Origin of the sequence: Paenibacillus albiflavus, from assembly GCF_004344915.1 — a bacterium.
Lineage (GTDB): Bacteria > Bacillota > Bacilli > Paenibacillales > NBRC-103111 > Paenibacillus_AM > Paenibacillus_AM albiflavus.
This window is the reverse complement of the sequence record NZ_SKFG01000002.1, coordinates 1-25,428: the sequence shown is the minus strand read 5'-3', so window position 1 is coordinate 25,428 and position 25,428 is coordinate 1. Positions and strand designations below refer to the sequence as shown.

30 protein-coding genes are annotated in these 25,428 nt (G+C 41.5%); 8 read left to right on the top strand and 22 right to left on the bottom strand.

The features are described 5' to 3' along the window. Together E0485_RS03195 and E0485_RS03190 are read right to left on the bottom strand one after the other, a co-directional pair. Positions 1 to 375 carry a GIY-YIG nuclease family protein gene (locus E0485_RS03195; protein ID WP_132416535.1) on the bottom strand — a complete coding sequence of 125 codons (375 nt, stop codon included), beginning with the start codon at positions 373 to 375 and terminating at the stop codon, positions 1 to 3. Between the two features lie 31 nt (positions 376 to 406). After that, on the bottom strand, positions 407 to 1,174 hold the full coding sequence (locus E0485_RS03190) for a DUF2087 domain-containing protein (protein WP_132416534.1): 768 nt from the start codon (positions 1,172 to 1,174) through the stop codon (positions 407 to 409). 176 nt (positions 1,175 to 1,350) lie between these two features. Here E0485_RS03190 and E0485_RS03185 point away from each other — a divergent pair, with 176 nt between their 5' ends. From E0485_RS03185 to E0485_RS03175, 3 genes are all read left to right on the top strand, one after another. After that, a complete protein-coding gene (locus tag E0485_RS03185) occupies positions 1,351 to 1,779 on the top strand; it encodes a TetR/AcrR family transcriptional regulator (RefSeq protein ID WP_132416533.1) in 429 nt (142 codons plus the stop codon). After that, positions 1,776 to 2,189 (top strand): DUF5367 family protein, encoded by a 414-nt coding sequence (locus E0485_RS03180; protein ID WP_132416532.1) that lies wholly within the window; start codon positions 1,776 to 1,778, stop codon positions 2,187 to 2,189. Before E0485_RS03185 ends, E0485_RS03180 begins: the two co-directional genes overlap by 4 nt. A gap of 151 nt (positions 2,190 to 2,340) precedes the next feature. Next, positions 2,341 to 2,862, top strand: coding sequence for a hypothetical protein (locus tag E0485_RS03175; RefSeq protein ID WP_132416531.1), 522 nt, complete (start codon positions 2,341 to 2,343; stop codon positions 2,860 to 2,862). 38 nt (positions 2,863 to 2,900) lie between these two features. Here E0485_RS03175 and E0485_RS03170 read toward each other — a convergent pair whose 3' ends face one another. The 4 genes from E0485_RS03170 to E0485_RS03155 all read right to left on the bottom strand — a co-directional run bounded on the left by E0485_RS03170 (position 2,901) and on the right by E0485_RS03155 (position 6,158). After that, positions 2,901 to 3,320, bottom strand: a complete 420-nt coding sequence (locus E0485_RS03170; RefSeq protein WP_132416530.1) for a DUF6157 family protein — start codon at positions 3,318 to 3,320, stop codon at positions 2,901 to 2,903. 34 nt (positions 3,321 to 3,354) lie between these two features. Then, the gene (locus E0485_RS03165) at positions 3,355 to 3,555 is read right to left on the bottom strand and encodes an antitermination protein NusB (RefSeq protein WP_132416529.1); all 201 of its coding nucleotides are present in this window, start codon (positions 3,553 to 3,555) and stop codon (positions 3,355 to 3,357) included. A gap of 188 nt (positions 3,556 to 3,743) precedes the next feature. Next, positions 3,744 to 5,306, bottom strand: coding sequence for a phosphoenolpyruvate carboxykinase (ATP) (gene pckA / locus E0485_RS03160; protein WP_407944825.1), 1,563 nt, complete (start codon positions 5,304 to 5,306; stop codon positions 3,744 to 3,746). A gap of 216 nt (positions 5,307 to 5,522) precedes the next feature. After that, a complete protein-coding gene (locus E0485_RS03155) occupies positions 5,523 to 6,158 on the bottom strand; it encodes an NAD(P)-dependent oxidoreductase (protein WP_132416527.1) in 636 nt (211 codons plus the stop codon). 166 nt (positions 6,159 to 6,324) lie between these two features. On the opposite strand from E0485_RS03155, the gene E0485_RS03150 reads away from it, so the two are divergent. Further along, the gene (locus tag E0485_RS03150; RefSeq protein ID WP_132416526.1) at positions 6,325 to 6,642 is read left to right on the top strand and encodes a winged helix-turn-helix transcriptional regulator; all 318 of its coding nucleotides are present in this window, start codon (positions 6,325 to 6,327) and stop codon (positions 6,640 to 6,642) included. Positions 6,643 to 6,735: 93 nt separating this feature from the next. Here the strand turns inward: E0485_RS03150 and E0485_RS03145 are convergent, their stop codons facing one another. Then, on the bottom strand, positions 6,736 to 7,614 hold the full coding sequence (locus tag E0485_RS03145; protein ID WP_132416525.1) for a radical SAM/SPASM domain-containing protein: 879 nt from the start codon (positions 7,612 to 7,614) through the stop codon (positions 6,736 to 6,738). Positions 7,615 to 7,775: 161 nt separating this feature from the next. Between E0485_RS03145 and E0485_RS03140 the strand changes: the two genes are divergently transcribed. Further along, positions 7,776 to 8,450, top strand: a complete 675-nt coding sequence (locus E0485_RS03140; protein ID WP_132416524.1) for a futalosine hydrolase — start codon at positions 7,776 to 7,778, stop codon at positions 8,448 to 8,450. Next, positions 8,451 to 9,290 (top strand): 1,4-dihydroxy-6-naphthoate synthase, encoded by an 840-nt coding sequence (locus tag E0485_RS03135; protein ID WP_132416523.1) that lies wholly within the window; start codon positions 8,451 to 8,453, stop codon positions 9,288 to 9,290. A 61-nt stretch (positions 9,291 to 9,351) separates the two neighbouring features. On the opposite strand, the gene E0485_RS03130 is transcribed toward E0485_RS03135, so the two are convergent. Next, positions 9,352 to 10,335: an aromatic ring-hydroxylating oxygenase subunit alpha gene (locus tag E0485_RS03130; protein ID WP_132416521.1), complete on the bottom strand. Its 984-nt coding sequence runs from the start codon at positions 10,333 to 10,335 to the stop codon at positions 9,352 to 9,354. Positions 10,336 to 10,600: 265 nt separating this feature from the next. Between E0485_RS03130 and E0485_RS03125 the strand changes: the two genes are divergently transcribed. Then, positions 10,601 to 11,953 carry a uracil-xanthine permease family protein gene (locus E0485_RS03125; protein WP_132416519.1) on the top strand — a complete coding sequence of 451 codons (1,353 nt, stop codon included), beginning with the start codon at positions 10,601 to 10,603 and terminating at the stop codon, positions 11,951 to 11,953. 53 nt (positions 11,954 to 12,006) lie between these two features. Here E0485_RS03125 and E0485_RS03120 read toward each other — a convergent pair whose 3' ends face one another. From E0485_RS03120 to E0485_RS03110, 3 genes are read right to left on the bottom strand one after another with little or no spacing between them, the layout of a single operon-like run. Next, the gene (locus E0485_RS03120; RefSeq protein WP_132416864.1) at positions 12,007 to 12,981 is read right to left on the bottom strand and encodes a quinone oxidoreductase family protein; all 975 of its coding nucleotides are present in this window, start codon (positions 12,979 to 12,981) and stop codon (positions 12,007 to 12,009) included. Positions 12,982 to 13,033: 52 nt separating this feature from the next. Beyond that, positions 13,034 to 14,377 (bottom strand): TldD/PmbA family protein, encoded by a 1,344-nt coding sequence (locus tag E0485_RS03115; RefSeq protein WP_132416517.1) that lies wholly within the window; start codon positions 14,375 to 14,377, stop codon positions 13,034 to 13,036. 2 nt (positions 14,378 to 14,379) lie between these two features. Continuing rightward, positions 14,380 to 15,768 (bottom strand): TldD/PmbA family protein, encoded by a 1,389-nt coding sequence (locus E0485_RS03110; RefSeq protein WP_132416515.1) that lies wholly within the window; start codon positions 15,766 to 15,768, stop codon positions 14,380 to 14,382. Between the two features lie 138 nt (positions 15,769 to 15,906). Between E0485_RS03110 and E0485_RS03105 the strand changes: the two genes are divergently transcribed. Next, positions 15,907 to 17,157 (top strand): GNAT family N-acetyltransferase, encoded by a 1,251-nt coding sequence (locus tag E0485_RS03105; protein ID WP_132416513.1) that lies wholly within the window; start codon positions 15,907 to 15,909, stop codon positions 17,155 to 17,157. 205 nt (positions 17,158 to 17,362) lie between these two features. Here E0485_RS03105 and E0485_RS03100 read toward each other — a convergent pair whose 3' ends face one another. From E0485_RS03100 to E0485_RS03050, 11 genes are all read right to left on the bottom strand, one after another. Beyond that, entirely contained in the window at positions 17,363 to 17,875 is a 513-nt protein-coding gene (locus tag E0485_RS03100; protein WP_132416511.1) for a GNAT family N-acetyltransferase, read from the bottom strand. Between the two features lie 40 nt (positions 17,876 to 17,915). Further along, complete coding sequence (locus E0485_RS03095; RefSeq protein ID WP_132416509.1) at positions 17,916 to 18,434, bottom strand: GNAT family N-acetyltransferase; 519 nt, start codon at positions 18,432 to 18,434, stop codon at positions 17,916 to 17,918. Next, a complete protein-coding gene (locus tag E0485_RS03090) occupies positions 18,435 to 19,007 on the bottom strand; it encodes a histidine phosphatase family protein (protein WP_132416507.1) in 573 nt (190 codons plus the stop codon). A 10-nt stretch (positions 19,008 to 19,017) separates the two neighbouring features. Beyond that, positions 19,018 to 19,674 carry an HD domain-containing protein gene (locus tag E0485_RS03085; protein ID WP_132416505.1) on the bottom strand — a complete coding sequence of 219 codons (657 nt, stop codon included), beginning with the start codon at positions 19,672 to 19,674 and terminating at the stop codon, positions 19,018 to 19,020. A gap of 11 nt (positions 19,675 to 19,685) precedes the next feature. Beyond that, a complete protein-coding gene (gene murC / locus E0485_RS03080) occupies positions 19,686 to 20,993 on the bottom strand; it encodes a UDP-N-acetylmuramate--L-alanine ligase (protein WP_132416503.1) in 1,308 nt (435 codons plus the stop codon). A gap of 16 nt (positions 20,994 to 21,009) precedes the next feature. Continuing rightward, positions 21,010 to 21,474 carry a DinB family protein gene (locus tag E0485_RS03075; protein WP_165921064.1) on the bottom strand — a complete coding sequence of 155 codons (465 nt, stop codon included), beginning with the start codon at positions 21,472 to 21,474 and terminating at the stop codon, positions 21,010 to 21,012. A 28-nt stretch (positions 21,475 to 21,502) separates the two neighbouring features. Beyond that, positions 21,503 to 22,408 (bottom strand): sugar phosphate isomerase/epimerase, encoded by a 906-nt coding sequence (locus E0485_RS03070; protein WP_132416499.1) that lies wholly within the window; start codon positions 22,406 to 22,408, stop codon positions 21,503 to 21,505. Positions 22,409 to 22,490: 82 nt separating this feature from the next. Next, positions 22,491 to 23,822: a patatin-like phospholipase family protein gene (locus E0485_RS03065; protein WP_132416497.1), complete on the bottom strand. Its 1,332-nt coding sequence runs from the start codon at positions 23,820 to 23,822 to the stop codon at positions 22,491 to 22,493. A gap of 74 nt (positions 23,823 to 23,896) precedes the next feature. Continuing rightward, positions 23,897 to 24,442: a hypothetical protein gene (locus E0485_RS03060; protein WP_132416495.1), complete on the bottom strand. Its 546-nt coding sequence runs from the start codon at positions 24,440 to 24,442 to the stop codon at positions 23,897 to 23,899. A 16-nt stretch (positions 24,443 to 24,458) separates the two neighbouring features. Further along, the gene (locus E0485_RS25835) at positions 24,459 to 24,671 is read right to left on the bottom strand and encodes a cysteine-rich CWC family protein (RefSeq protein ID WP_132416493.1); all 213 of its coding nucleotides are present in this window, start codon (positions 24,669 to 24,671) and stop codon (positions 24,459 to 24,461) included. A 52-nt stretch (positions 24,672 to 24,723) separates the two neighbouring features. Beyond that, a partial coding sequence (locus E0485_RS03050; RefSeq protein ID WP_132416491.1) for a Type 1 glutamine amidotransferase-like domain-containing protein occupies positions 24,724 to 25,428 on the bottom strand: 705 nt, incomplete at its 5' end.

Below are 25,428 nucleotides of genomic sequence, written 5' to 3'. Positions count from 1 at the left end.
TTATTTTATATGATAACCTTGATCACCGTATGGCTGCAACTTATCCAACCACATTTGCTCTAACAATGTTAATTCATCCTTCACATTCTTAAGCCCTTGACGATCCATGGCTTGATCCTCTTTGGGCTTTATTTGATCCAGAATCTCAAATGTAAATTGATCTGGCCCAAGCTCCTTCCAATCCTTTTGCAATTCCTTATTAGCATGATTCCCCATATCAAGCATGAATCGTTCACGATTCATTAATCCTTCTAAATTGACGCTGCTGACGATAAATCGCTTGCCATTGCTTTTATTCTGTATTTGCATAATTCCCATGGGCTTCTTCTTCTCCATGTAGGCTGCGACCATTTCTTTACGTTTGTTTTGTTCCATTTCTAATCCCTTCCTTCTCAATTTCCATATACTATAATTTGACCCAATATGCACTGCAATCGTCTAACCGATCCATAAACCCATACTCGATAAAATATCTTCTGATTGTGACAAAGTCTGCATACACCGCTTTAATAATTTCATTGACTTCCTTCTCTGTATAACGCTTTGTCGCATCAAAGTTCTTAATGAGATGACGCAGGATTACGATTTTCCGTTTCTCTTTTCGAGGAAATTCGGATAATGGGCCATCTGGGCCTTCCTTAAAATAAAGTCGTAATACTTTATCGTTTTCTTCTTCCGTAACGTTATAACGTTCGTCAATCATAGTAGCCCTCCTATGGATCGAAATAAAATTGGATGCTGGATTCTTCGGGCGCTCCTCAGCCAGTTCCATGATCGATAGAAATACTTTAGCCTGCTTCATTTTTTCCCGCAGCGTAAATCGATGGTTTCGAATCGTCGATGCACTGCCGCTGCCAAGCTCTTTAACGATTTCGTTATCGCTTAAGCCATTCTGAAACAAAGTAATCAAGCTGCGCTGTAAATCCGTTAGTCCGGTAAGCTTCTTATTCAAATTGATCAGATAATTGAACATGGAAATATGCTTATCTACAATGTGAATGCGTGTATATTTCTCTGCCTCGTACCATGCATCTTCTATCTGATAAATCCTTCCTTGCTCAAACCGTTCGCCGCACGCTAGACAAACATAAACTTCGTTCGCCTTATCGTATACATAACCTTGTTTCATTTCCTCTATAGATGCATTCCAGAATAGTTCTGAAATTTCTCCCATTCCAAACATACCCCCGTTATATCTATCTTATATATAGACATAATAATGCAGCATCTATAAAAATGCAATACTACAAACTAGATATATGAAGTATTTGTTTAGTATTTACTAAACATATTCCGCGAACATCTAGTTTTTAAGGAACGGTTTACTACCATTTTCGCACAAAGGAACAGTTGCTCCTTGAACTTGTTCAAGATTCATGCGCAACCTCTTGGGAGAAGCTATCAGAAAACCATGAATTTTGTATTTCCGATGCTATTCAATCTGCCAAGAGTCGCTGCACACATGACTCCTTTTATCATAAATTATTCTTCACGCTATTTGTTTCAAGCTTAAACAACACCAACATTCGTAATCAATTGGAACAAATCATTCAATCTGAAAATAAAACTTTATCCGCACAATTAGCAAGATTATGGCCAGCATCGCCTGTAGAAGGAGTTACACTTGAAACTTGGGGAGTGCTCCTCAATGCAATCGTTGATGGGTTAGCTGTACAGGCATTGATTCATAAGGATTTTCCTGTCGACACCATATACGGAGAAGTCGAAACACTCTTCAGAGGTTTAAGCTCTATGATGACAAAGGAGGGAAATTTATGAAAAAACATTTATTTACGCTGCTTTGGGGATTAGGCGTATGGCTATGTGCAACACTATTTTTTATCTTTTTGGGTAAATTCGTTCTGTATACTCCTGGCACAAGCTCTTTTACAATCAGTATCATCTTATTGTTAGCTGGCACAGCGGTTTTGCTGTGGGGAATAACGCATATCTATGTATTATTCGATAAAACAAATCACGCCGCATTAAGATTCGGAATCATCGGGTCCATTCTTGGATTATTTCTGGATACGTTCTCGCTCTCTTTTCACAGAACCATTTTCCCCTTATTAGAAGAATCACAAATTATCGCTTTTTCGGCTTGGATGTCATGTGCCTATGCCTTATTTCTTGTGATCCCAGCCCTGCTGAATCAACGAATACAAAGACAAAAAAGGATGGCTATATAGCCATCCTGAGTCACCATCATGGATTATTTCCGACTACTTCGCATTGCTACAAGCTGCTTAACGTCACTTGATTGTGCATATGGCTGATATTTGAAACATTAATTGAATTACATCCGTTTATTGTAATAAATGGGAACGAGGTAATTCTATTATGAAAGAAAAATTAATTAAATCATTAATAGTTGTATGTTTTTGTTTTTTTGTTCTAAATGGTTGTTATGATAAAGAAGTGGGGGGTGTTGTTGTGAATAACGAGGAATCAATTCAAAGTGCTGTTAGTGAAATTAATAGAAATGACCGATTGGCATTTGATACGAATCTAACTATAAATAAAAATAAAATTAGGATTAATCAGGAAGTAAAATTAGAAATAACCCTTAACAATAACTCTGAGATAGAGTATAAAATTGGAACAGGTGATAAAGTTTTTAAGGTCTATTTAGAAAATAAGGAGACTGAAATCATACAAAAAATTCTGCCAATCACTTCGAATGACTTAATGAAATTTAAGACATTAGGTAAGAAGAATTCATTGAAAGAAGTATACAACTATAGCTTTACAAAGCAAGGTATTTACAACATATGGGCAGTAGCAGAGATATATGAGATAATAGACAAGGATTATAAATTGACTGAATATAAAACTAATATAATAGAAATTACTGTGGAGTGAAGGATGGCTTAATAACCATATCAATACACTATTATGGATTATTTTCGACTACTTCGCATAGCGGCTAGCTGCTTAACGTCACTTGATTGTGCATATTGATCATATTCCTTAGATTCCATCCCATAGAGTGCAATTCTACCCTCCGTATCAAAATGCAATCCCCAGCCATATTTCTTAGGAAGCATACAAGCCCTTAGACAAGCATGATGCTTGGAATACAGTTCATTCCAAATCTCATCTCTTCTTGCTTGAGCTTCTTCTAGCGGAATCTCTTTATGTCTAATATGTACTTGATAGTACAGCTCTTCTTGTGTATAGGTATAAGGATTTTCCATGAGCAATTCATATTGAATCATGGGTACGGTCTTGCCAGCTTTCTTCGTCTGTGGCGTAATGCCGTGGTAGACTGGACAGTCTGCAGCTACCTGAATAAAAGTATTATAATAATTAAAATTCATCCTTATATCTCCTATCCTTTATACATTTGATCAACTAATATAGTCTCTTTTTCTTCGGCTTGATTCGCGGTTCGGGCTCTTTCTCCCATACGACTAGAAGTAAAGTAGCGAATGGACCAACTAGCAAGGAAAGACAGCACCAGAACGAACGGCTGCGATTCTTGTTCTCAGCTATAGCTGCATTGATTAATGCAAGACTAATCCAGAACAGCAAAAAAACACCGCCTTGTTCCATAAAAACACCGACCTTTTCTACAACAATCACCCCTACTTATGAAATGATCTTCTATACTACATTTGGAAATTATGCCCATAATAAAATTGTATCGCATATTGGATTCATTGTAAAACATGTGGCTTGAAACAAAAAAAAGCTGTCCATCAAGCAGCTTTCACTACTTATGGAACAGCTTATTATCGTGCTTAAGCTACGATATTCGGTCCTGCAGCAACAATCTCATCATTCACATGCGTGAACTTCTTGAAATTATCCACAAATCGTTTAGCTAAATCCATTGCTTTATCACAATAAGCCTGCTTATCCTCCCAAGTATTTTGCGGTATTAATACTTCTGCTGGAACTCCTGTTATTTGGGTTGGACAAGATAAATTAAAGATCGGATCATGAACAAAACTCGAATTCTCAATACTGCCATCAATAGCGGCAGATACCATCGCACGCGTATAGGCTAAGCTCATTCGCTTACCTATCCCATATGGCCCTCCCGTCCAACCTGTGTTCACAAGATAGACTCTTGCTCCATGCTGATCAATCTTTTCCCCAAGCATATTCGCATAAACATTCGGATTCAACGGTAGGAATGGCGAACCAAAGCATGTTGAGAACGTTGCTTCAGGCTCAGTTACCCCTCTTTCGGTCCCTGCAAGCTTCGAAGTGTATCCCGATAAGAAGTGGTACATGGCCTGTTCCTTCGTAAGCCTAGAGATTGGCGGTAATACCCCGAATGCGTCAGCAGTTAGGAAAATAATAACGTTAGGATGTCCTGCCACACCTGGTATCATGGCACCATCTATATAATCAATTGGATACGCAGCACGCGTATTCTCAGTTAAAGCATTGCTGTTATAATCCGCTACACCTGTTTCAGCATCGAGTACGACATTCTCAAGGACAGCCCCATGACGGATCGCTTGCCAAATCTGCGGTTCCTTCTCTTCTGAGAGACCGATACACTTGGCATAACATCCACCTTCAAAATTAAACACCCCTTGATTCGACCATCCATGCTCATCATCACCGATCAGATGTCTATTGGGATCAGCCGAAAGCGTCGTTTTGCCTGTGCCTGACAATCCGAAGAATAGCGCTGTATCTCCCTTTGTTCCCACATTTGCAGAGCAGTGCATAGGCATTACCTGATTAAACGGCAAAAGATAATTCAAAATACTGAAAATTGACTTTTTCATTTCGCCTGCATACTCAGTTCCACCAATCAGAACGATCTTCTTATCAAAAGAAACACAAATGAACGCTTCTGAATTCGTACCATCCAGTATTGGATTAGATTTGAATCCAGGCATTGAAATTACCGTAAATTCAGGAATATGTGCAGCTAATTCCGACTCCGTTGGACGAACAAATAGCTGATGGACAAATAAATTATGCCAAGCATACTCATTAATGACGCGGATTGGCAAGCGATAAGCCGGATCTGCCCCCGCATAGCCGTCAAAAACGAACAGCTCTTTATCCACCATATAGAGTTGAACTTTTGCATGCAGCTTATCGAACACTTCCTCCGATATCGGCTGATTCACATTTCCCCATGCAATATGCTCTGTCACTGAAGGTTCGTCTACAATGAACTTATCCTTAGGAGATCTACCCGTATACTTGCCTGTCAGTGCGCACAAGGCTCCTGTAGAAGCAAGAGTACCTTCATTTCGTTCAAGTGCCTTTTCTACTAATTGAGACACAGATAGATTATGATGCACTTCTTTAGTGGCTCGATTCTGCATAATCATTGCGCACATGCGATCCATTCCTTCCGAGTTTAAATGAGAATAATATCGTGATAATCTCTATATAAAACATGTTTATTTATTTATATTGTATATCATAATTAATATGTTGTGTATCATTTATGTAAACATTTTATAAAATTCATATTTATGACATAATAAAAAATGACCATTGTGATTATAATGGTCATTTTCTTATCTGCTATTTTCATAAAGAGATTACTTCGATACTACTGTAAAACGAGCGCGGATATGGTTGCCATTCTCAGCTTCATCGATCATAGCAATTGCATAATCTGCATAGCTAATGACACTTTCACCTTGGCTATTCACAATTAGTTCTTCGCCGCCTGCTTTGTATGAACCCGTACGTTCTCCGTCTGCAACGAAAGCAGCCGCTGGGCTTACATAAGTCCAGTTTACGTCCGATCTAAGCTTAAGTGCATCCAAACCTTTTCCCATATTGCTGGCCAACGCTTTGTATGCATCTGGAAAATCAGGAGTATCTAATAAACGAACGGTGTGCTCAGGATTTACATATAAACTGCCCGCTCCACCAACAACTAGTAAACGGTTTGGTTTCCCGCTCAGTACATCAGCCAAATATTTAAGCGATGTTTGATGCAGAACTAACGTATCTGGCGTCCAAGCTGCAAATGCGTCGATAATGACATCTTGATCTTGAAGATCATCAAATGTAAGATCGAACAAATCTTTTTCAAGTACGTTCACTTTCGTTTCACCTAATTTGCGTGCATCACGTACGATTGCTGTTACTTCATGCCCTCTTGAAAGTGCCTCTTGTACGATTAAATTACCTGATTTACCTGTTGCTCCAATAACTGCGATTTTCATTCTAAATACCTCCTGTATTTTGCTCTATTGTCTAACATTTGATTAACTGCTGTTTATAATTCTATAATGATATAGTAAGGAACTTATGTAAAGTAAGCACTTTAAAGTGCCGTAGTTACCTTAAGGATACCATTGTGTAGGATCAAGGAGTTAAGGAGGTCTATTCATGTCAGAAAAATTCCCGGTATGTCCCGTCGAAACAACCCTGCAGCTAATAGGAGATAAATGGAAAGTGCTCATCATACGAGATTTATTGGATGGTACAAGAAGATTCGGTGAGTTAAAGAAATCCGTGGGCGATATTTCGCAGAAGGTGCTCACAACTAACTTACGTGCAATGGAAGAGAATGGTCTTGTGACCCGCAAAGTATATGCTGAAGTACCGCCAAGAGTAGAATATACCCTTACCGAAACAGGGTATAGTTTAAAGTCCGTGCTCGATGCGCTAGTCCATTGGGGAACGGAATATAAATCAAGAAAATGAAAATAAGCAAACCATCCCTTAGGACGTGTCTCGAAATTGCATTTCAACACGATTGTCACTTAAGGATGGTTTCTCTCTTTTCATTCTATATAGTTATTTGCCGAATCGTTGCCGATAGCCGCATTTTCTGCATAATTCCTCAACTGCTTCTCTTCTGGAGAATCCATCAACAATCTGAGTAGCACGTTCACCCTCAATAATTTCAGAGAAAGGCTGACGATGCACGTTTCCCAGATTAATGACACCCTCACCATCAAGACAGCAAGGTACAACCGTTCCATCTACGAGTATCCCCGCTTGCGTGCGAAGTGCATAGCAGAAGCCTTTGCCATCATCCTCTGGCGCCTTCAAATCAGGCCACTGGAATTCATGATCCTGATTCAAATATACCCGATCTGTAAGCTTAAGTCCGCTTCCTGGAGCGACCTTCTCTTCTATTCGATAATCGAGATTAAAATCATTTTCGATTAGGGATAGTATTTCGCGGTTTCGATTCCGCTCTGTATTCGTCATATTATCCTGCGTTAGATTCCACAACCGCAAAGAGATAATCATATTCGTCTGCTCATTTGCTTCTTTGACAAAATCAAGCACTTTACGTACATACCCTTCCTTGTCCTCCGAGCCTTCATGCCCGTCAAAGCTGTGAAGAGAGAAATTCATTTGTCTGATGGCTGGCTTGAGCAGAATCTTATCCTTTACCTTATGAAGCAGAGTACCGTTGGAAGTAATATTTACCTTAAAGCCTTTGTCATGCGCAATATCCAGCAATTGATCGATCTTTGGATGCATAAGCGGCTCACCTTTTACATGCAAATAGATGTAATCGGTATAAGGCTTAATTTCATCCAATCTATGGGTAAAATCTTCTATGCTTATAAAATTCGCTTTACGCTGTGTTTGTGGGCAAAAACTGCAAGCAAGATTACAAATGCTCGTAATCTCAACATAAAATTTCTTAAACTTCTTCATTCGTATAAGACTCCAATTCTGTCGATAATCTCTATAATCATTACATAAATGAGCTATTTAATCCAGTTGTTTCGTATACGAGCACATATCGCCCGAAATCTTCAAATTAGCGTTCAGGGATGCTATGATTAAAGCAATGCTCATGATAAGGAGATTTTCTAATGCAAGATGATGTGAAAAATTCTACAAAACCTGATAAACGTATACTGATCATGACTGCCGTTGAGGCCGAGAGAGAAGCGGTATTGCGTGGACTTCAGGCAGATAACCGATTTGATGTTAAATTAGCAGGCGTTGGACCTGCAGCTGCAGGTGCCAATACAGCATTTGCGTTACAAAATGAACATTATGGACTTGTCATAAGCGCTGGAATTGGCGGTGGATTTATCGGACAAGCTGACATTGGATCAATTGTCATATCTAGCGAGATCATAGCCGCTGATCTTGGCGCGGAGACACCTGATGGTTACTTAAGCGTAGACGAGCTAGGATTCGGTTCTTCACGCATATCCGTAGATCCTGAGATTATTAACAAAGTGACTGCAGCATTGAGCGATGCTCATCTGCCTACTATCGCTAGACCTATACTCACCGTAACAACAGTTACTGGCTCACAGGAAACTGCTTTAGAGTTAAGTAAACGTGTGCCAGGAGCAACCGCTGAAGCTATGGAAGGCTACGGAGTAGCCATTGCCGCACAGATCCAAGGAATCCCTGCAATTGAAATCCGAGCGATATCGAACGCTGTTGGTCCAAGGGATCGTTCCGCATGGCGAATCGGGGAAGCTCTGCAAGCACTCGAACAGGCATGCTCCATTTTGAAGGAGGTATTATAAATGCAAATTGCTTTTTCACCTTGTCCCAATGATACATTCATCTTCCATGCTTTAGTTCATGGACTTATCCCTGATGCACCTAAGTTCGACGTTACCTATGCCGATGTCGATATTACGAACTATCTTGCAGTGACAGATGACGGGCTAGATATTATGAAAATATCCTATGCCGCCCTTCCATGGGTACTTAACAAATATGCACTATTACCTTGCGGAGGTGCACTAGGCAGAGGCTGTGGACCGCTTGTACTGTCCAGAGATGAAGTTGGCGGTAAACAAGGTGCAGCAGCACTAAGCGGTAAGAAAGTAGCTGTTCCAAGCGAGCGGTCAACTGCGTATCTTCTTTTTAGACTTTGGGCAGCTCAGAATGTTCCTGGAGGCGTAGGCGAAATAATCGTGATGCCTTTCCATGAGATTATGCCAGCCGTACGTGATGGGTTAATTGATGCGGGTCTAGTCATTCATGAAGCACGCTTTACATATCCAAATTATGGATTAACCTTGCTTGCAGACCTAGGTAATTGGTGGGAAGCAGATACAGGGCTACCGATTCCACTAGGCGCGATTATCGTTCGTAGATCACTCGATCTTAAAGCCATCGAAGGGTGGATTCGCAAATCCGTTGAATATGCATGGGCGAACCCGGAGGCATCGGAGCAGTACGTACTCTCTCATGCGCAAGAAATGTCGCCTGAAGTGACGAAAGCACACATTAACTTATACGTAAACGAATTCTCTGCTAATCTTGGCGAGGCAGGCTACCAGGCTATTGAAGCATTGCTAGGACGCGCGATGAAAGAAAGATTAGTACCCGAGTTCGATTTGGCACAATTGAGATAAATGTAAAAAAGCCTCTTGCAAACTCTAATGCTTGCAAGAGGCTTTCGATTATTGTGTGATATTAAGCCGTTCCCCAATTCACACCGAGTTCCTTCAGATACTGGCGATATGCGATGCTAACGCGGTCGCATTTTAACGATAATTCAACTTGCAAATCAAGCGGGAGATCTTCAGGCTTCTGATTTTCTACAATCGGCTTGTCCTGTGCAAAAATCATATCTTGGAATTCGACAGACTCTTCATCACTGTTGCCAGTATCATAGTTGAAGCACATTACGCCATAGGCTACCGATGTTTCGGTATCGCGAGGCTGTACCGTCAATAGAATCGACATGAGGTTTCCTGTTTCTTTATCTCGTTTAGTAAAATGAACAGTCATCGGACGATCGATCGCATAGGTATAATATACATTCTTCGCTTGTCCTGAGCCGTCCGGATCAGGTTGGAACACTTCGATCTCCTCCGAATGAATCCCCCGTTCATCACGAATCACACGATAATCCCCAATTTCGGTATGATCGGAAACACCTAAATAATTCTCGTGAACGACAGCCAAATGTCCAACATCAAGGAAATTTTCAATAATACGTGGAGGCTTGGCTGCAACTACTTGAGGTCCCCACATCACTTTATGAAACTGATCATCTTCAAATTCCGGGAATGGGAAGAAAGGTGCTCCTTCCATATCTCCACTCAAATTGACCCAAATAAAGCCATATTGTTCTTTGCAGCCATATACCGTTGCACGTGCTTTAGCAGGAATCGCTTGGCTAGCTGGCAGCTGTGGTATTTTCGTACATTCACCCTCAGTATTGTACTCCCAAGCATGGTATGGGCATACAAGCTGACCATTTTTGACACAACCTAATGAAAGCGCTGCTCCACGATGGATGCATAAATCTTTAAATGCATGAACGCCTTCCTCCGTACGGAATAGAGCTACTCGCTCTCCCATAATAAAAACTTGCTTTGGTTCATTCGTGAGATCAGTAGCCAAGCATGCGACAATCCATTCTTGCCGAAGGACAGTATCGTTGATGATCATGATGTAATAATCTCCTTTGAGTATAATGTTAACAAAAGGTGTATCCCTTGTTTCAGATATCATTGATCTTCGTCACTTTATTGATTACAAAACTAATTTTAGGCAAAATCAGCGAAATAATCAAGCTAAAAACGAACATTAAAGTGAATAAAATATGAATTATTCGTGTTTTTTCGATAAAAGGGTATACAAATAAATGTCAGACTACTATAATCGGTGTGAGAAGAATCACAGTCGAAGATACACGAGGAGGAAATTCACACCAATGGAACAACCACCTAAGTCAGGCAGACTTGTAATCGGAGTTGATGATAAAATCAGCCCGGGAAAGGCTTTATTGCTTGGACTTCAGCATGTCCTCGCAATGGATTTGTACATCGCACCCATCATAATCGCAGGTATTTTATCATTAAGTACGCAGGACACAGCCTTTTTCATTCAAATGTGTTTTCTCGGCACTGGCTTAGCTACCTTAATTCAAACAGGCTTTGGCTTAAAGCTTCCAGTCGTACAAGGACCATCCTACGTTCCAATCGGTGCTATAGGTGCAATTGGCGGTAAACTCGGGCTTGGAGCTATGTCAGGTGCATTGCTCCCAGGGGCTTTGATCATCGCACTGATCGGTTATCCACTCAAGTGGTTTGCCAAATCTGTTCGTAAATTTATTCCTCCGCTAGTTGGCGGTACGGTAATTATGATAGTTGGAATTGCGTTAATGCCTATCGGTATGAATAACATTTTCATTTCCGAAGGAAATCTATGGACCAATGTACTCATCGCTGCAATATCTGCTGGCATCTTAATTCTATGCATGCTGCTTGGTGGCAAAGGCAAGCGTCTAGGAACGTTGTCGCGTTTAATATCTGTACTTGTCGCCATCCTAGTTGGAACGATTGCTGCATCTTTCTTTGGCACAGTTGATTTCTCACCAGTATCGGCAGCACCATGGTTTTCACTCCCGACATTCTTCCCATTTGGTGCACCAGTGTTTAATTGGAGCGCTATCCTAACAATGGTGTTTATCTATTTCATTATTTTGATTGAAACAACGGGTACCTGGTTTGTTGTATCTTCCGTGACTGGCAAGGAACTGACGGATGATCGTTTAAATCGGGCTGCTGTTGGTGAAGGACTAGGCTGTTTTGTAGGGGCTTTGTTTGGCGGTACGCCAATGACAGGCTATTCTTCCAACGCCGGCTTAGTTGCGATTACAGGTGTAGGCAGTCGAATGGCGATTATGGCAGGAGGCGGAATGCTTATACTGTTGGGACTGTTCCCTAAACTTTCAACCGCAATTACCTGTATTCCAGAGCCCGTAATTAACGGTATATTCGGTGTTGTATGTGTAGCAATCTTCATTAACGGTCTAAAAATTGTTCAGCTGATCAATCTCGACGAACGTGCAATGATGATCATCGGTGTACCCATCCTGATGACGATGGCGGTGATCGTATTGCCTGCAAGCAGCCTAGATAATGTACCTTCATTCATCTCGTACCTGCTTTCTTCGAGCATTACGATCGGTGCACTTGCTGCATTAATATTGAATCTGATTATCCCGAGTAAAAAGAAGGAATCTCAACCTGAGCAATCAGCTGCAGAGCAGCATTCTAAATAAAAGAAAAAATGGTGATTCAGGGAGCTATTCCTGTATCACCATTTTTCTTATCACTATGGTATTAATAATACCTTTCCCTGACTGCGCCTGTTCTCTACTAATTCATGGGCCAGTTTCGCGTCACGGAGCGGGAATGTATCACCGATCATCATTTGCAGCGATCCATCCGCTATGAATTCCAGCACCTTATCTGCAACATCACGCAAAAGATGAGGACGCTGCGCTCTCGTTGTACCTAGGCTGAAACCAAGCACAGATCGACAACTTGTATGGAGATCCTTGGACTGAACCGTTCCTACTTCACCACTTGAGTTGCCGAACTGAACGAGTCGTCCATACCATGCCAGACATTGCAAGCTTTGCTCAGTGACCCTGCCAGCTACCGAATCGAGAATGACATCAACACCGCGTCCATTAGTTAATTCAAGGGTACGCTGAGCAAAATCTTCCTTCGAGCTGTCAATGACGACATCGGCTCCAACTCGTAGCGGGGTATCTATTTTGGATTCGCTGCTCACAACACCAATGACTTGACTTGCCCCTAATAACTTAGCTAACTGGATTGCCGTTGTCCCGATCCCGCCTGCTGCAGCATGTATAAGCACAGTTTCTCCTGCCACTATACGAGCAACGTCAGCTAACAGCTTGTAAGATGTAAATGAAACAATAGGACAAGCAGCAGCTATTTTAAAATCAATAGAGTCAGGCAACACGTAAGTAAGGATTGCATCCGCCACGACGTATTCTGCATAGGAGCCGCCTGCAGGAAATGCGATGATTCGTTGTCCCACCTGAAATTCGCTTACTTCTGAACCTACTGCAACTATTGTCCCAGCAACATCTAATCCAGGGATGTACGGTGGCTGAACAGCTCCTTTATTCCCGTACCTACCTTTGATATCCGCATAGTTTACACTCGTTGCTGCAACTTTGATTAGTACTTGATTCGGACCAGGAGACGGTCTATCTACTTCGAGATACTCCAGCACTTCTGGTCCGCCAAATTGAGTAACAACTGCCGCATACATCGTGTCTTGTCTCCTCTCCATTAGCGGATTATCACTCGCCATTCATCTATTACTAAGCTCCCGATATCGTCAAGGACTTCACTTTAAGCGAAGGGGAAGTACAACTATCCAAGAATCGCAAGTCATTCCCTACAACTTCTACGTCTTGAAGTAAATTAAAGAAGTTGCCTGAAACCGTAATCTGATTCACAGGACGTACGATCGCTCCATTCTCAATCAAGAATCCATTACAGGATAATGAGAACTCGCCAGAAACTGCATTAGCACCTGCGTGTGTACCTTGAAGATCGGTAATCATAAGACCTTTATCCATACTGCCAATCATATCTTCCAGCGAAGTTGCGCCTGCAGTAATGAATAAATTCTGCGGAGAAATGCCGATTTTGGCGCGATAGCTTCCTTTAGTAGCATGACCTGTTGATTCCACACCGAACTTCTGTGCTGTCTTGCGGTTATGCAAGAAAGTTAGGAGTTGACCTTCTTTAATGATTTCAACACGTTTCGTTGCGCTGCCTTCTGCATCGAACGTGCATCTTGCAGGTACATTAGCCATATGAGGATCATCGACGATCGTTACGATGCTAGCTGCAACTTGTTCACCGATTTTACCTTTTAGACGAGAAAAATCCTTATCAACTGCTTCAGCAGAGAAAATATTTGTGAAGATTTCAAGCATCGTACTTGCTGCATCTTGACGGAAAATAACCGGATAATTACTCGATTCAATCGTATCAGCGCCTAGTTTGGAAACTGCTTCCTTAACCGCTTCACGAGCTGCTTTTAAGTAATCGACTTGGTCAAAATCCTCTAATGTATACTCATACCAACCGCCTGTAGTCTTCTCTCCGCCTTCTTCTGCGATGACGTAAATACCCGCTACAGCTTGATTATATTTAGCTGCGCAATCCAGTCCTAAATTATTCGCAATAAACACTTCGCTCTCCGAATTGCTCACACTACTCGTATGGACCATCGTAATGCGAGGATCAGCCTGCAATGCTTCTTTTTCCATCGCTAAAGCAGCCTCTATCAATTTCTCAGGAGCCACGTTGCTTAATGCTTCTGAATACGTACTAAGGCTTACATAAGATTCTGAACCAGCAAATAGCTCTTCGAGCTCTTTGCTTTCAACGATACCTGCATTCTGACGAGCTTCTTCGATCAAGAAATCGATTGAATCCTCATCAAGCTTTTCCGTATAGGCATATCCCATTTGGCCATTATGTTCTAAACGAAGTGATAAGCCTCCACTTTCCTTGATCGTATAAGCGTCGATCTCACCCTTAACTACACGAACACTAGTGGAACGGCCTTGCTGATAATAAATTTCTAATTTATGAACGCCAAGCTCTTGACCTCTAGCAAATAGCTTCTCTTGAAATGAACGAATATCCACGCCTATTCCCCCTTTCTGCCGCCAACAGTCATATTGGAAACACGTATCATTGGCTGACCTACGTTAACAGGGATACTTCCGCTTAAAGAACCGCACATGCCTTGACCATGCGCTAGGTTATTGCCGACCATATCAATTTTATTCAAGGTATCAATCCCTTTGCCAATCAATGTTGCGCCCTTCACTGGCTCTTCGATCTTTCCATTACGAACCATGTAACCTTCGAGAACGGCAAAGTTAAATTCGCCTGTTGCCGGGTTCACGGAACCACCACCCATATATTTGGCATAAAGACCATGCTCAGTAGCTGCAATAATCTCTTCAGGTGTGGAATCTCCATTCTCAATGTACGTATTGTTCATACGAGAAGTAGGAGCGAATTGATAAGATTGGCGACGTCCAGAGCCTGTTGATGCCATTCCCATCTTGCGCCCACCTAAGTTGTCGATCAAGTAGCTCTTGAGTATGCCATTCTCGATCAGAACATTACGCTGAGTTGGCATTCCTTCATCATCGATGTTCAAGGATCCCCATTCATTCTTAAGTGTTCCATCATCAATAGCTGTAACAATTGGTGACGCTACTTGCTCACCTAGCTTATCCGAGAATACGGATGCCTTGTTCGCTACAGCAGTAGCTTCAAGTCCGTGACCACATGCTTCGTGGAATATAACACCACCGAAGCCATTGTCAATCACGACAGGCAGTTTACCGCTTGGTGCATGCTTTGCAGTTACCATTGTGGATGCTATCCTTGCTGCATCTTTGGCATACCAGTCGAGATCTATGTTCTCCATGAATTCGAGCCCTGCATAGGCACCAGGACCATGTGCTCCTGTTTGCTTATCAGCACCTGATTCTGCGATTGCTTGCAAAACAAGACGCGTATAAGTTCGACTATCCTCTACAAATAGTCCTTCTGAATTGGCGATCAGAATATTCTGATTCCACTCGATAAGTGTTGAGGAAGTCTGTGAAATTAACGGACTGTAACCTTTGGATACATCATGTGCACGGCGGAGCCAATCAACTTTGCGAGCTTTGGCAACATCATTATGCATAATGCGAATTAAATGCTGATTCTCTAGCGTTGATTTACGAAGATCAATCGTATGATTGCGGGTATTGCCACGAATAGCCTGTGCAGCAGATTTGGCTACCTTGATCAGATTCGCTTCGCTAAAATCATTCGTATAAGCATAGACGGCAAAACTACCATTTAAAATTCGAACGCCTACGCCAAAATCTCGACCAGATAGAGCCGTTTCAACTACGCCACCTATCATCCCGAGGTTGCCAACTGTTTTATCTTCTACGAATACTTCAGCAAAGTCTCCCCCTGTTTCCAGAGCAGCCGTCAAAATATTATGAACAAGTGATGGATTAAGCATGAAATTCCTCCTTATGTAGTTAATAATTCTACGATAAACGATGCAGATGAGAAGTGCAAGTTTAGAAAAAGGCTGATCTATGTTATATTGCAAGGTATATACATGACGTCCAAATTTTGATCAAAAGGAGTGACAGCTATGGGAGAGATTCGCAGAATAACAGAGCAGGAAATTCCATCATTCGTATCCCTAATGGGAGCAGCATACCCTGCAAATGGCTTACATAACGAACAGGCGCGCAATAATGTGATTACACGAACATCCATTCAATACCATGAGGATCAGGAGACCGGCTTCTACGGTTATTTTCGCGATGAAGAGATGCTTGGTGGCATGAAGTTCTTTGATTTTCACCTCAATGTGTATGAAGCAAAAGTATTTGCAGGTGGGATCGGCTCTGTATGCGTGGATCTACTGCATAAGAAAGAGCGCATTGCCAAAGAAATGCTAACTTACTTCCTTCGTCATTACCGACAAGCTGGCGCAAGTATGGCATTGCTACATCCTTTTCGCGTAAGCTTCTATAAACAAATGGGCTTTGCAATCGGACCGAAAATGCATCAGTATCGCGTAAGTCCAGCCAACCTGCCCAAAGGACCGAAGGACAAGCTAATCTATTTGAATAAAGACGATAAGCAGGCAATGGTCGATTGCTATAATCGTTACGCTGCATCCGTGCATGGGATGATTGAAAAGCATGAGTTCGAGTGTCGCAGATGGTTCGACGATCCATCCAATGTATATGTCGGCTACAAACAAGATAACCAAATACTCGGCTACCTTATTTTTAATTTCAAAAGGGCGAGTGAAAGCAACTTCCTTCTTAACGATCTCATCGTGAAAGAATTGATTTTTGAGACACCTGATGCCTTATCACAGCTCCTTGCCTTTTTGCATAGTCAAGCCGACCAAATTCGTCAGATCGTCATTAATACGCAGGATGAGGATTTTCACTATTTGTTAAGTGAAACAGGCAATGACAGCACAGATTTATTACCCCATGTCGCGCATATCAGCAATGTGTCTGGCGTTGGGCTGATGTATCGAATCATCGATGTGCATCGATTGTTCTCTCAATTGTCGTCACATTCATTCGGACAACAGACGTGCAAGCTGAAGCTGATGATCCATGACAGCCTATTGACCGAAAATGAATGTAGTATAGTGGTGCATTTTGCAGATGGCTACCCAACGATCTCCTCTTCATCTGATTATGAAGTCGAACTTCAAATCGATATATCTGAGTTCACCGCATTAATGATGGGAACTGTTTCCTTCCTTAGCTTATATAACTACAAGCTAGTCAAGCTATCGGACGAATCTTATCTAAGCCAATTAAACAAGCTGTTCCATGCTGATACTAAACCGAGATGTATTACACCTTTTTAAAATAAGAAAACGGGCTACCTCTTAATGGTAGTCCCGTTTCAACGAGTTTGCCTGCATTTTATACAGTCAAAAATTGCCCAATCTATCGATTTGATCATTTCGGACGCATTAGCCTGTACAGAATGCAGGCAAACACTAAACTTAGCCCCAATCCTGACTTTTGAATGTAGGAAATACATTTAAAATTAGCTTCACTCGATTTTTTTTAGAAAAAAACGGCCGGATATTTCAGTTCCCCCTTAATCGTACCTAGAGAACCCTCTATCACTTCTTTTACCATGAAGACATTATCAGGCACTTCGAACTGTTGTAAATTCAAACCATACGATCTTGCTGGCTTGAAGCCATACTTTGGATAGTATGTAGGGTGTCCGATGAGCAGAATGAGGGGATAACCTGCAGCCTTACAACGTTTAACGCCTTCCTGGATCAGCTTACCTCCAATTCCCCGCTTCTGATCATCTGGATGAACCGCAATTGGTGCTAAAACGATCACTTCGCACTCCTTATCACCGTCTACAACACTTGCTTTACTTAATAAGATATGACCCAATATTTGATTTTCTTGTTCAGCCACAATCGATAGTTCAGGGATAAATCCATCTGTATGCCTAATCTTCTCCACTAATTGCGCTTCGTCATCACGGTTGCCAAAAGCCAAATAATTCAGCTGATACACCTGCTTATAGTCATCGATTGTCTCTGTCCGAATGATCATGTGGTCGACATCCCTTCGTCAATAAATCCCAATCCGTATATCATAATGATAAATGTGTGAAATCATCCCAACCTACTGCAACTTCCCATAATTGCTCATTCCCTATTGTAATGAGTTCCTCATCAAAGCTTATTCCGCCTTGCTTCTGATAGAAGGCATAGGAAGGATTATCTTTCAGAACCCAGAGCATCATGGATTTATAACCCATATTATGGAATATTTTGGTTATCTTATTGAAAAGTAAAGATCCGATTCCTTGTCTCTGATATTCCTCTAACAAATAGAACGCATACACTTCGGCTTCATATGGCATTTCCTTATTGCGGGCTTGTCCTCCGTTAATGAATCCGACAATTTGGCCCTTCTCTACTGCAACATATGTGATGTTTGAGTTCTGATAGGTAGATAGAATAGTTTGCCACATCTTCGTTCTATCATCCACTTTCAAACCTGCCAAATATTCTTCTGATACCAAATTACGGTAGGAGGTTCTCCAACTATTTACATGTACATAAGCAATTTGTTCTGCATCTTCCACGCCAGCTACTCTAATTTCCATCTAAGATTCTCCTTGTCCGAGTTGATTCTTTTTATGTGCGATAATTCGCGAAACAGTCGTCTTGTGTTCTTCAATTGCAATCTGATAAACATCAGGATTTGATAAATTCAACCACTCTTCAAATCCAAAAGCCGGATCGTAAGCTTTAAGTATTAAAGACATTAACGCGCCATGTGTGATAAGAGCTGCGTTGCACTCTGGTCTATGCTGCAATTCTTCTATCACCTGCATACCACGTCTCATTGCTTCGTTCGAGGATTCTCCACCCTCATAGGCAAGATCAAGATCTAAATAAGTCTCACGAAGTTTATCCATCCAATCTGTCATCGGAACGCTGCTTAACACTCTCTCTTGTAATCTAGCATCTGTAATACAAGGGATATGACTCAAATCACAATATGACCTGATCGTGTCAACCGCGCGCTTATAAGGGCTGGTGATAACAAGCGAAATAGAATAAGAACTTAGCAGTTTTGCTAGTTCTTTAGCTTGATGTTCACCCTCACAAGTCAAGCTCGCCTCAGGCTCTTGTCCTTCCGCTTTGCAATGTCTAATTAGGTAAATGTTCTTCATCGTCTACCTCTTATTTGCCATCCTCTGAGTTCCATTCTTGATAGAACTGCGTTAGAAAGCCCTCCATATATTCGTGCCTGCTAGTGGCAATCTGTTTGGCATATTTTGTATTCATGAGATCCTTCAGCTTAAGCAGTTTTTCATAAAAATGATTGATCGAGCTGCCGTTACTCTTGCGATATTGTTCTTCTGTCATGAACTCCTCTGGCGGATGCTCAGGATCATACATTAAACGCCCTTTAGCACCACCATAAGCAAAGGTACGTGCGATCCCAATTGCCCCAATCGCATCGAGTCGATCTGCATCTTGCACAACACGCCCTTCAAGGGAATCCATAGCAGGTTTATGTCCACCGCTATAGGACATGTTCGTAATGATCGATAGAATCTGCTCTTTCACACCATGATCTGCAACATATTCATCTAACCAGGAGTTCAGTTTGTTTAAACCTGCTTCTTTGGAATCATTCAGCTTCTCATCTGGTATATCATGCAGGAGCGCTGCGAGTTCGCAAACAAACAGATCAGCGCCCTCTTCAGCAGCAATACGAACGGCCATCTGTCTAACACGCTGAATATGCCAGAAATCATGACCGCTGCTATCTTTACCTAATTCTTCTTTTACAAAAAGCTCTGCTAATTGAATTATTTCAGTTGGTGTTCTCATGTTAGTACCCCTTATGTTTGATGGATTGAATCATTCTGGAACAACATTTGCTGATACTTCTCTATATCTCCAGCACCCATGAATACAAGAACGGAATCCGTATAAGATGCCAGTTTACCCAATGTTTCTGGAAATAACTGTGCATTTGGTATCAAGGCTTGAAGATGATCGATTGAGACGCTGCCTTGACTCTCTCTTGCCGACCCGAATATCGGGCACAAATAAACTTCATCTGCATCTGCTAATGAAGTAGCAAATTCTTCGAGCAGTTTCTCCAGCCTGCTATAAGTGTGAGGTTGAAATATCGCTACGATCTTTCGATTCGGATATTTACTTCTAGCAGCTTCTATTGTCACTTTCACCTCAGTAGGATGATGTGCATAATCGTCTATCACGACATTGGAATGCCAATTCTTCTCTGTAAATCTCCGCTGTACACCATTAAAAGTGCCTAATTGCGATTTGATGACTTGTAAATTAAGGTCAAGTAGAATCGATACACCGATAATAGACAAAGCATTCAAGACATTATGATTGCCAAATGCGGATATTGAAAATCGATCAATGAAGTGATTCTTATCATACACGTCAAAATCTACACCTTGCTCATGTACATTAAGATTAACAGCTCGAAGATCATTGTCTTCTCCAAATCCGTAATAGAGAATATTCGTGCTTGTCCTAAGCAGTCTTACCTGCTGATCATCGCCACATGCGATAATCTGCTTTTGTGTTTGATCCGCCATTTGTTCAAATGCTTGCCTAACATCATCCACACTTGAAAAATAATCAGGGTGATCATAATCTATGTTCGTAATGACAGCGATATCCGGCTGATAGGCAAGGAAATGCCTTTTATATTCACAGCTTTCAAATACGAATAGATTCGCATTCTGATCTCCCATGCCTGTCCCGTCTCCGACAAGACTGCAGATTGGATTTACAGCACGAAGCGCATGTGACAACATGCCTGTTGTCGTCGTTTTACCATGAGCACCCGTAATGGCAATGCTCGTATATTGCTTGATTAGTTCACCTAGAAATTGATGATAACGTACATACGGAACGTTCAGCTCTAGGCATCGAACGAGTGATGGATGATCATCCCGATACGCATTCGATATAATGACCATCATCCCCTGATCAAGCGGTGCACTGCCAAATAGATACAGAGGGATATTCCGATGTTCCAGGGACTTCTGCGTAAAAATAAACTCCTCGATATCTTCTCCCTGCACCTCATGTCCACAATCACTTAGGATCCCAGCCAAAGCACTCATACCGCTACCTTTGATTCCAATAAAATGATAACGCACCATTATGCCTCCAACTCAATTAATGAGAATTCGTCGTTTGTACAAGAAATTGCTGAATCTGATCCATATGATGTGTATCGTGCTCACATTGACCTATAATATAGTCGCATATGGTCATTGTTCGTTCCCCGATATGAAATTGTGTGTTTAATTGAACATCTGTTAAATACTGAATAAGACCCAGGCGCTGCTGCTTTGCTTCATCGATCAGCGTATCTTTGGCTATTCCTGAATGTGCGTACTGCTCTGCTGCTTGATTCATCGCTTGTGCATCAACTTGGCTGCGGGGCAATTGCTCCCCTTTTATCATGCCTTCAAGTCTAATTTCCAGAAAATAGCGATCCCACCACATGATATGCGCAACGATTGCGGCTACTGACCATTTGCCTTCCGCAATCGGTTTAAGCCAAATTGCTTGATCTACTTCACGAAGTTGATCTAAATAATCGATCCAATTATGATAACTTTGCAGAGTGGAATTCATGCGATCTCTCCCTTGGCTGTTCATTAATTCATCGAATTTTTACTTTATTCATCACCTGATCTACCCATTCGTAACATCTTTGCAGATCCTCGTCACTAACGAGATCTGATCGATGCTCAAACTGAATTTTGACATTCGGATTCTGTTCGCGAATAATCTTTAAATATTCTTCTATCGGCGCCCAACCGTCAACAGGATCAAGCTCAGGCAGCACGGGCTGGCGATGATTGATCAATCGATCGGTAAATTGCATGTTAAACAGGTGAATAACCTCGGCATAATGCGCATATTTTCGAATGATCTGCTTGGCATCAAAGAAGGGATCAAGCTTCTCCTGTAAAAATAATCTGCCTGTATCAAGACAGAGTTTAATTTTGCTATATTTATCTAGCAATTGTTCTACCAGATTCGTGTCATAAATATATCGATTAAGCGCATCAAACTCAAGCACTGGTGTAAAATCATACTTCACTGCTTGAATCGATAACCACTCGAATAACTGCTCACTTCTAAACGCAAACTCTTCGAACGAATAACTGCTTTCATAAACATACTCACTCGCATCTGCAAATCTCCAGTGGTTCCAATCCACTCGATCATCCAGAATAACGGGCTTTGGATAATGGAATAACACATAATTAGGTTTGATTCTAGTTAAATAATCAAGCTCCTGCTGAATCCATGCAAACGCTTCTTCCCTTACCTTATCGTCCTGTGCCAACACTAGTGCATCTCTTATATTCGAGTTTCCTGCTCGAAACGGAAAATGAATGCCCACTTGAAAGTTATGCTTACGAGACTCATGAATCAAATTCTCTACATCTACCTCACTGTCAAACAAACAAGTTTCGATGCCAAAAAATGAGTCGCGATAATCACGATGAAACTTCTGATAGTCGAATCCCCCGTATTGTCCAATAAGAAAACGATCCATGAATATGCCTCCACCTCTGAATCGTTATCGATCTAGGCACTAAGCCTAGATCATACGACCCTTACAGCTGATTTTTCAGTAATCACTCATGAAGATTAGATTCGTTCATCTGATTACGCTCAATTGCCACTAAGTACAAAGCAGCTGTCAGCTCATCAGGAATGAGCGGGACTAGCCATTTGAGGCAATCCTGCAGATCAGGATTGTCCAACAAGCGGGTGAACAAACAACCAATTAAATATTGTTTGTCCATCTCACTAATTACTTTTTTCAAAATAGGGAGGTTCTGAATTTGACTGAATCTGGCGAGCATCTGCTCATGCTTGAATTTCTCTCGGTCACTAAAGTGGTTGAATAACATTTCATTAAATGCTGTAAAATCATAGACCTCAATCGGATCAATCTGCAAAATCTCAGCACAAACCTCACTGCCGCGGATAAGATAATCCAAGTACGAAAGCTGCCGACTCCCCGTATGCTGCATAATACAAGATGTTACGATATTGGCATCCACCTGATTGTGATAAACTCGTTCATTCACGGCCAATGGAATCTGCGCTTCAAACCGTGCGATCAAAGCGACATAGCTGCGGCTTATCGCATCATATAATGCTTCGCCATTCTGTGTTGTAAAGGTATAACGGAAGCCTGTATATCTACCTAGCACTTTCATCGCATCATTATACCCAAGCTGTCGATTTCGATCTAATATCGGTTTGTTAAAAGAAAGAATTGATCCGAGCGGCCAAGAAGGTGATATGTAAGTGACGAATGGCTTGTTGCGATACTTCGTCTCGAATTCATAGCTCAAATCGACTGCTATGACTTCATCGGCATTCATTTTGAGTGCAAGATTAATAGGTAGATTATCAAAATATCCACCATCGATATAACCTTGTTTACCAATTTTGCATACTGGAAACGCTGGATAACAGGAGGCTGATGCAATGAGATATTGCTTTAGTAGCTCAGGCTCCATCTCTTGCTTCGTTATTTCTAGCGGTTTAAGCGAAGGGTGTTCTACGGTTACGACTCCATAATCAATAGCAGACTCACGAATTCGTTGTTCATCAATCACGCGATCGATGAGCTGAATCAGTGGCGTTATATCTGCACCTTGGGAATGAAGATACTTTTTCAAAAAAGTCTTAATCTTATCTTTATGACTAAATAAGGAATCGAGCGAGAAATCAAAATTAATCCCGTCTTTCATGACATCATCTACTGTAATTGTATCCCAAATTTTGTAAGTCAGCTCATAATCCTGCTGAACCATAAGGGCGCCATTCAAGGCACCAATCGAGGTGCCCGTTACGATATGGTATTCGATACCTAGTTCCCGCAAAGCAGTCCATACGCCTAATTCATACGACCCCCGTGAACCTCCGCCACCTAATGCAATTGCTCTTCTCATCTCGTCCACTCCATTTATGTAAATAAGTCATAAGCATACTTTACCTTCCGTAAATTATAACACGGTGAGATAATCTATTCTAATGGAGAGGGTAAGAATGGCTTCATAAGTTCGTTGGATATATGTAAGGCATCAGCTCTATTCTGTGCAGGTGCAGCTATCATCAATCCATCTCCACTATTCCAATGACCAGCACCTGGATTCAGCAAATCCTTCTCATGGACAGTTATCGAAATTTGAGTGAAATCACTATTAATGTAGCTCATTCCATAGGATAAATTAGGCGGTTTATAAGTTGGTGGATTTGGAAATGCCAAGTAACCTTGACCCTTTGGGTCAAATTCGATGATTAGTTCTTTTTGCTCGGCAGCTGTAGGAATCTCTTCACCTTCAATGTAGAGTGTTCCCTTGAATGTTTTTGCTCCCGTCAAGCTTTTCTGCATAGTGCCTTTGACTTGGATGGTCACGGGTTTAAGTATATTTTGATTCTCAGCACCTAATCGATACTTAACGCCTTCTACTGCAAAATTAACTGTTGTGGGATATATCATATAAAGAATGAATCCAAGAATAAGAACGATAAATGCGGCTAATCCGTACCAGATCATGTTCTTCTTCATATGTACCTCCTCGGCTTTAAGGGTATTTACGTTGTTCGCTGTTGTATTTCTCCACACAATTGAGGCAAATACATACTTTGCCCTTCAACTCTACTGGAATTTGATCTCTTAGCTCTTGCGGAACCTTCGTATGAAAGCACCAGCAATCTCCACTATGAACTCTGCATTCATTAGTAGCTCCACATAAAGGGCAAGATTCCCCATAAACCTGGTGGTTGTTATTGTTCATTAAGGCGTTGTCTCCAATCAATTTACTATGTATCTAATATAGTAATATCCTACTACTCTACTTTCCCTAAATAAATCGGTTTGATTGGAGTTTCAACGGCTTGATGATTGACAAGCTCAACACGATACGCCATTGCACCAGGTCTAGAGCTGACTACTTGGAACAACTCATCGCCTCGATAATGCAGAGCAACCCCATCATCTGTAGCGTAACCGTTACCTATCTGATTCGATTCAATCAATTGGTGATAACTTGGTCTTCTATCACTCTCTCCATCATAATGCGGACAATTACTCCCTTGTAAGAAACCTAATGCTCGCAAACTGGTTAATTCCGTCCCTAGTGAGTCTGTGACACCCTCTTCAAACCAGCAAATCGATCCCGCACTTATTCCTGCCAGGACAATTCCACGATCCCAAGCTGTACGAATGTATTGATCCAGCTTCCAATCTTTCCATAGTGTCAGCAAATGCTGTGTATTCCCTCCACCTACATACAGAATATCTTTATCCATGATGTAATCTTCTAAATCTAATGTTTGCGGTCTAGAAAGAGATAAATGAGAGGGTACACAGTCTAATTTTTCAAATGCTTGATAAAATCTCTGAATATATCCTTCCGCATCTCCGCTCGCTGTGGGAATGAAGCATACTTTGGGATTAACCAAGTTCGATTGCTTAAGAATATATTGGTCTAGCAATGGAATCTCAGGCTCCATGGAGAAGCCTCCGCCGCCTAATGCAATAATCTGTTTCAT

Coding starts and splice junctions, on each gene's coding strand:
- E0485_RS03195 (WP_132416535.1), bottom strand. CDS start 375: ATGGAACAAAACAAACGTAAAGAAATGGTCGCAGCCTACATGGAGAAG.
- E0485_RS03190 (WP_132416534.1), bottom strand. CDS start 1,174: ATGGGAGAAATTTCAGAACTATTCTGGAATGCATCTATAGAGGAAATG.
- E0485_RS03180 (WP_132416532.1), top strand. CDS start 1,776: ATGAAAAAACATTTATTTACGCTGCTTTGGGGATTAGGCGTATGGCTA.
- E0485_RS03175 (WP_132416531.1), top strand. CDS start 2,341: ATGAAAGAAAAATTAATTAAATCATTAATAGTTGTATGTTTTTGTTTT.
- E0485_RS03170 (WP_132416530.1), bottom strand. CDS start 3,320: ATGAATTTTAATTATTATAATACTTTTATTCAGGTAGCTGCAGACTGT.
- E0485_RS03165 (WP_132416529.1), bottom strand. CDS start 3,555: ATGGAACAAGGCGGTGTTTTTTTGCTGTTCTGGATTAGTCTTGCATTA.
- pckA (WP_407944825.1), bottom strand. CDS start 5,306: ATGATTATGCAGAATCGAGCCACTAAAGAAGTGCATCATAATCTATCT.
- E0485_RS03155 (WP_132416527.1), bottom strand. CDS start 6,158: ATGAAAATCGCAGTTATTGGAGCAACAGGTAAATCAGGTAATTTAATC.
- E0485_RS03150 (WP_132416526.1), top strand. CDS start 6,325: ATGTCAGAAAAATTCCCGGTATGTCCCGTCGAAACAACCCTGCAGCTA.
- E0485_RS03145 (WP_132416525.1), bottom strand. CDS start 7,614: ATGAAGAAGTTTAAGAAATTTTATGTTGAGATTACGAGCATTTGTAAT.
- E0485_RS03140 (WP_132416524.1), top strand. CDS start 7,776: ATGCAAGATGATGTGAAAAATTCTACAAAACCTGATAAACGTATACTG.
- E0485_RS03135 (WP_132416523.1), top strand. CDS start 8,451: ATGCAAATTGCTTTTTCACCTTGTCCCAATGATACATTCATCTTCCAT.
- E0485_RS03130 (WP_132416521.1), bottom strand. CDS start 10,335: ATGATCATCAACGATACTGTCCTTCGGCAAGAATGGATTGTCGCATGC.
- E0485_RS03125 (WP_132416519.1), top strand. CDS start 10,601: ATGGAACAACCACCTAAGTCAGGCAGACTTGTAATCGGAGTTGATGAT.
- E0485_RS03120 (WP_132416864.1), bottom strand. CDS start 12,981: ATGTATGCGGCAGTTGTTACTCAATTTGGCGGACCAGAAGTGCTGGAG.
- E0485_RS03110 (WP_132416515.1), bottom strand. CDS start 15,768: ATGCTTAATCCATCACTTGTTCATAATATTTTGACGGCTGCTCTGGAA.
- E0485_RS03105 (WP_132416513.1), top strand. CDS start 15,907: ATGGGAGAGATTCGCAGAATAACAGAGCAGGAAATTCCATCATTCGTA.
- E0485_RS03100 (WP_132416511.1), bottom strand. CDS start 17,875: ATGATCATTCGGACAGAGACAATCGATGACTATAAGCAGGTGTATCAG.
- E0485_RS03095 (WP_132416509.1), bottom strand. CDS start 18,434: ATGGAAATTAGAGTAGCTGGCGTGGAAGATGCAGAACAAATTGCTTAT.
- E0485_RS03090 (WP_132416507.1), bottom strand. CDS start 19,007: ATGAAGAACATTTACCTAATTAGACATTGCAAAGCGGAAGGACAAGAG.
- E0485_RS03085 (WP_132416505.1), bottom strand. CDS start 19,674: ATGAGAACACCAACTGAAATAATTCAATTAGCAGAGCTTTTTGTAAAA.
- murC (WP_132416503.1), bottom strand. CDS start 20,993: ATGGTGCGTTATCATTTTATTGGAATCAAAGGTAGCGGTATGAGTGCT.
- E0485_RS03075 (WP_165921064.1), bottom strand. CDS start 21,474: ATGAATTCCACTCTGCAAAGTTATCATAATTGGATCGATTATTTAGAT.
- E0485_RS03070 (WP_132416499.1), bottom strand. CDS start 22,408: ATGGATCGTTTTCTTATTGGACAATACGGGGGATTCGACTATCAGAAG.
- E0485_RS03065 (WP_132416497.1), bottom strand. CDS start 23,822: ATGAGAAGAGCAATTGCATTAGGTGGCGGAGGTTCACGGGGGTCGTAT.
- E0485_RS03060 (WP_132416495.1), bottom strand. CDS start 24,442: ATGAAGAAGAACATGATCTGGTACGGATTAGCCGCATTTATCGTTCTT.
- E0485_RS25835 (WP_132416493.1), bottom strand. CDS start 24,671: ATGAACAATAACAACCACCAGGTTTATGGGGAATCTTGCCCTTTATGT.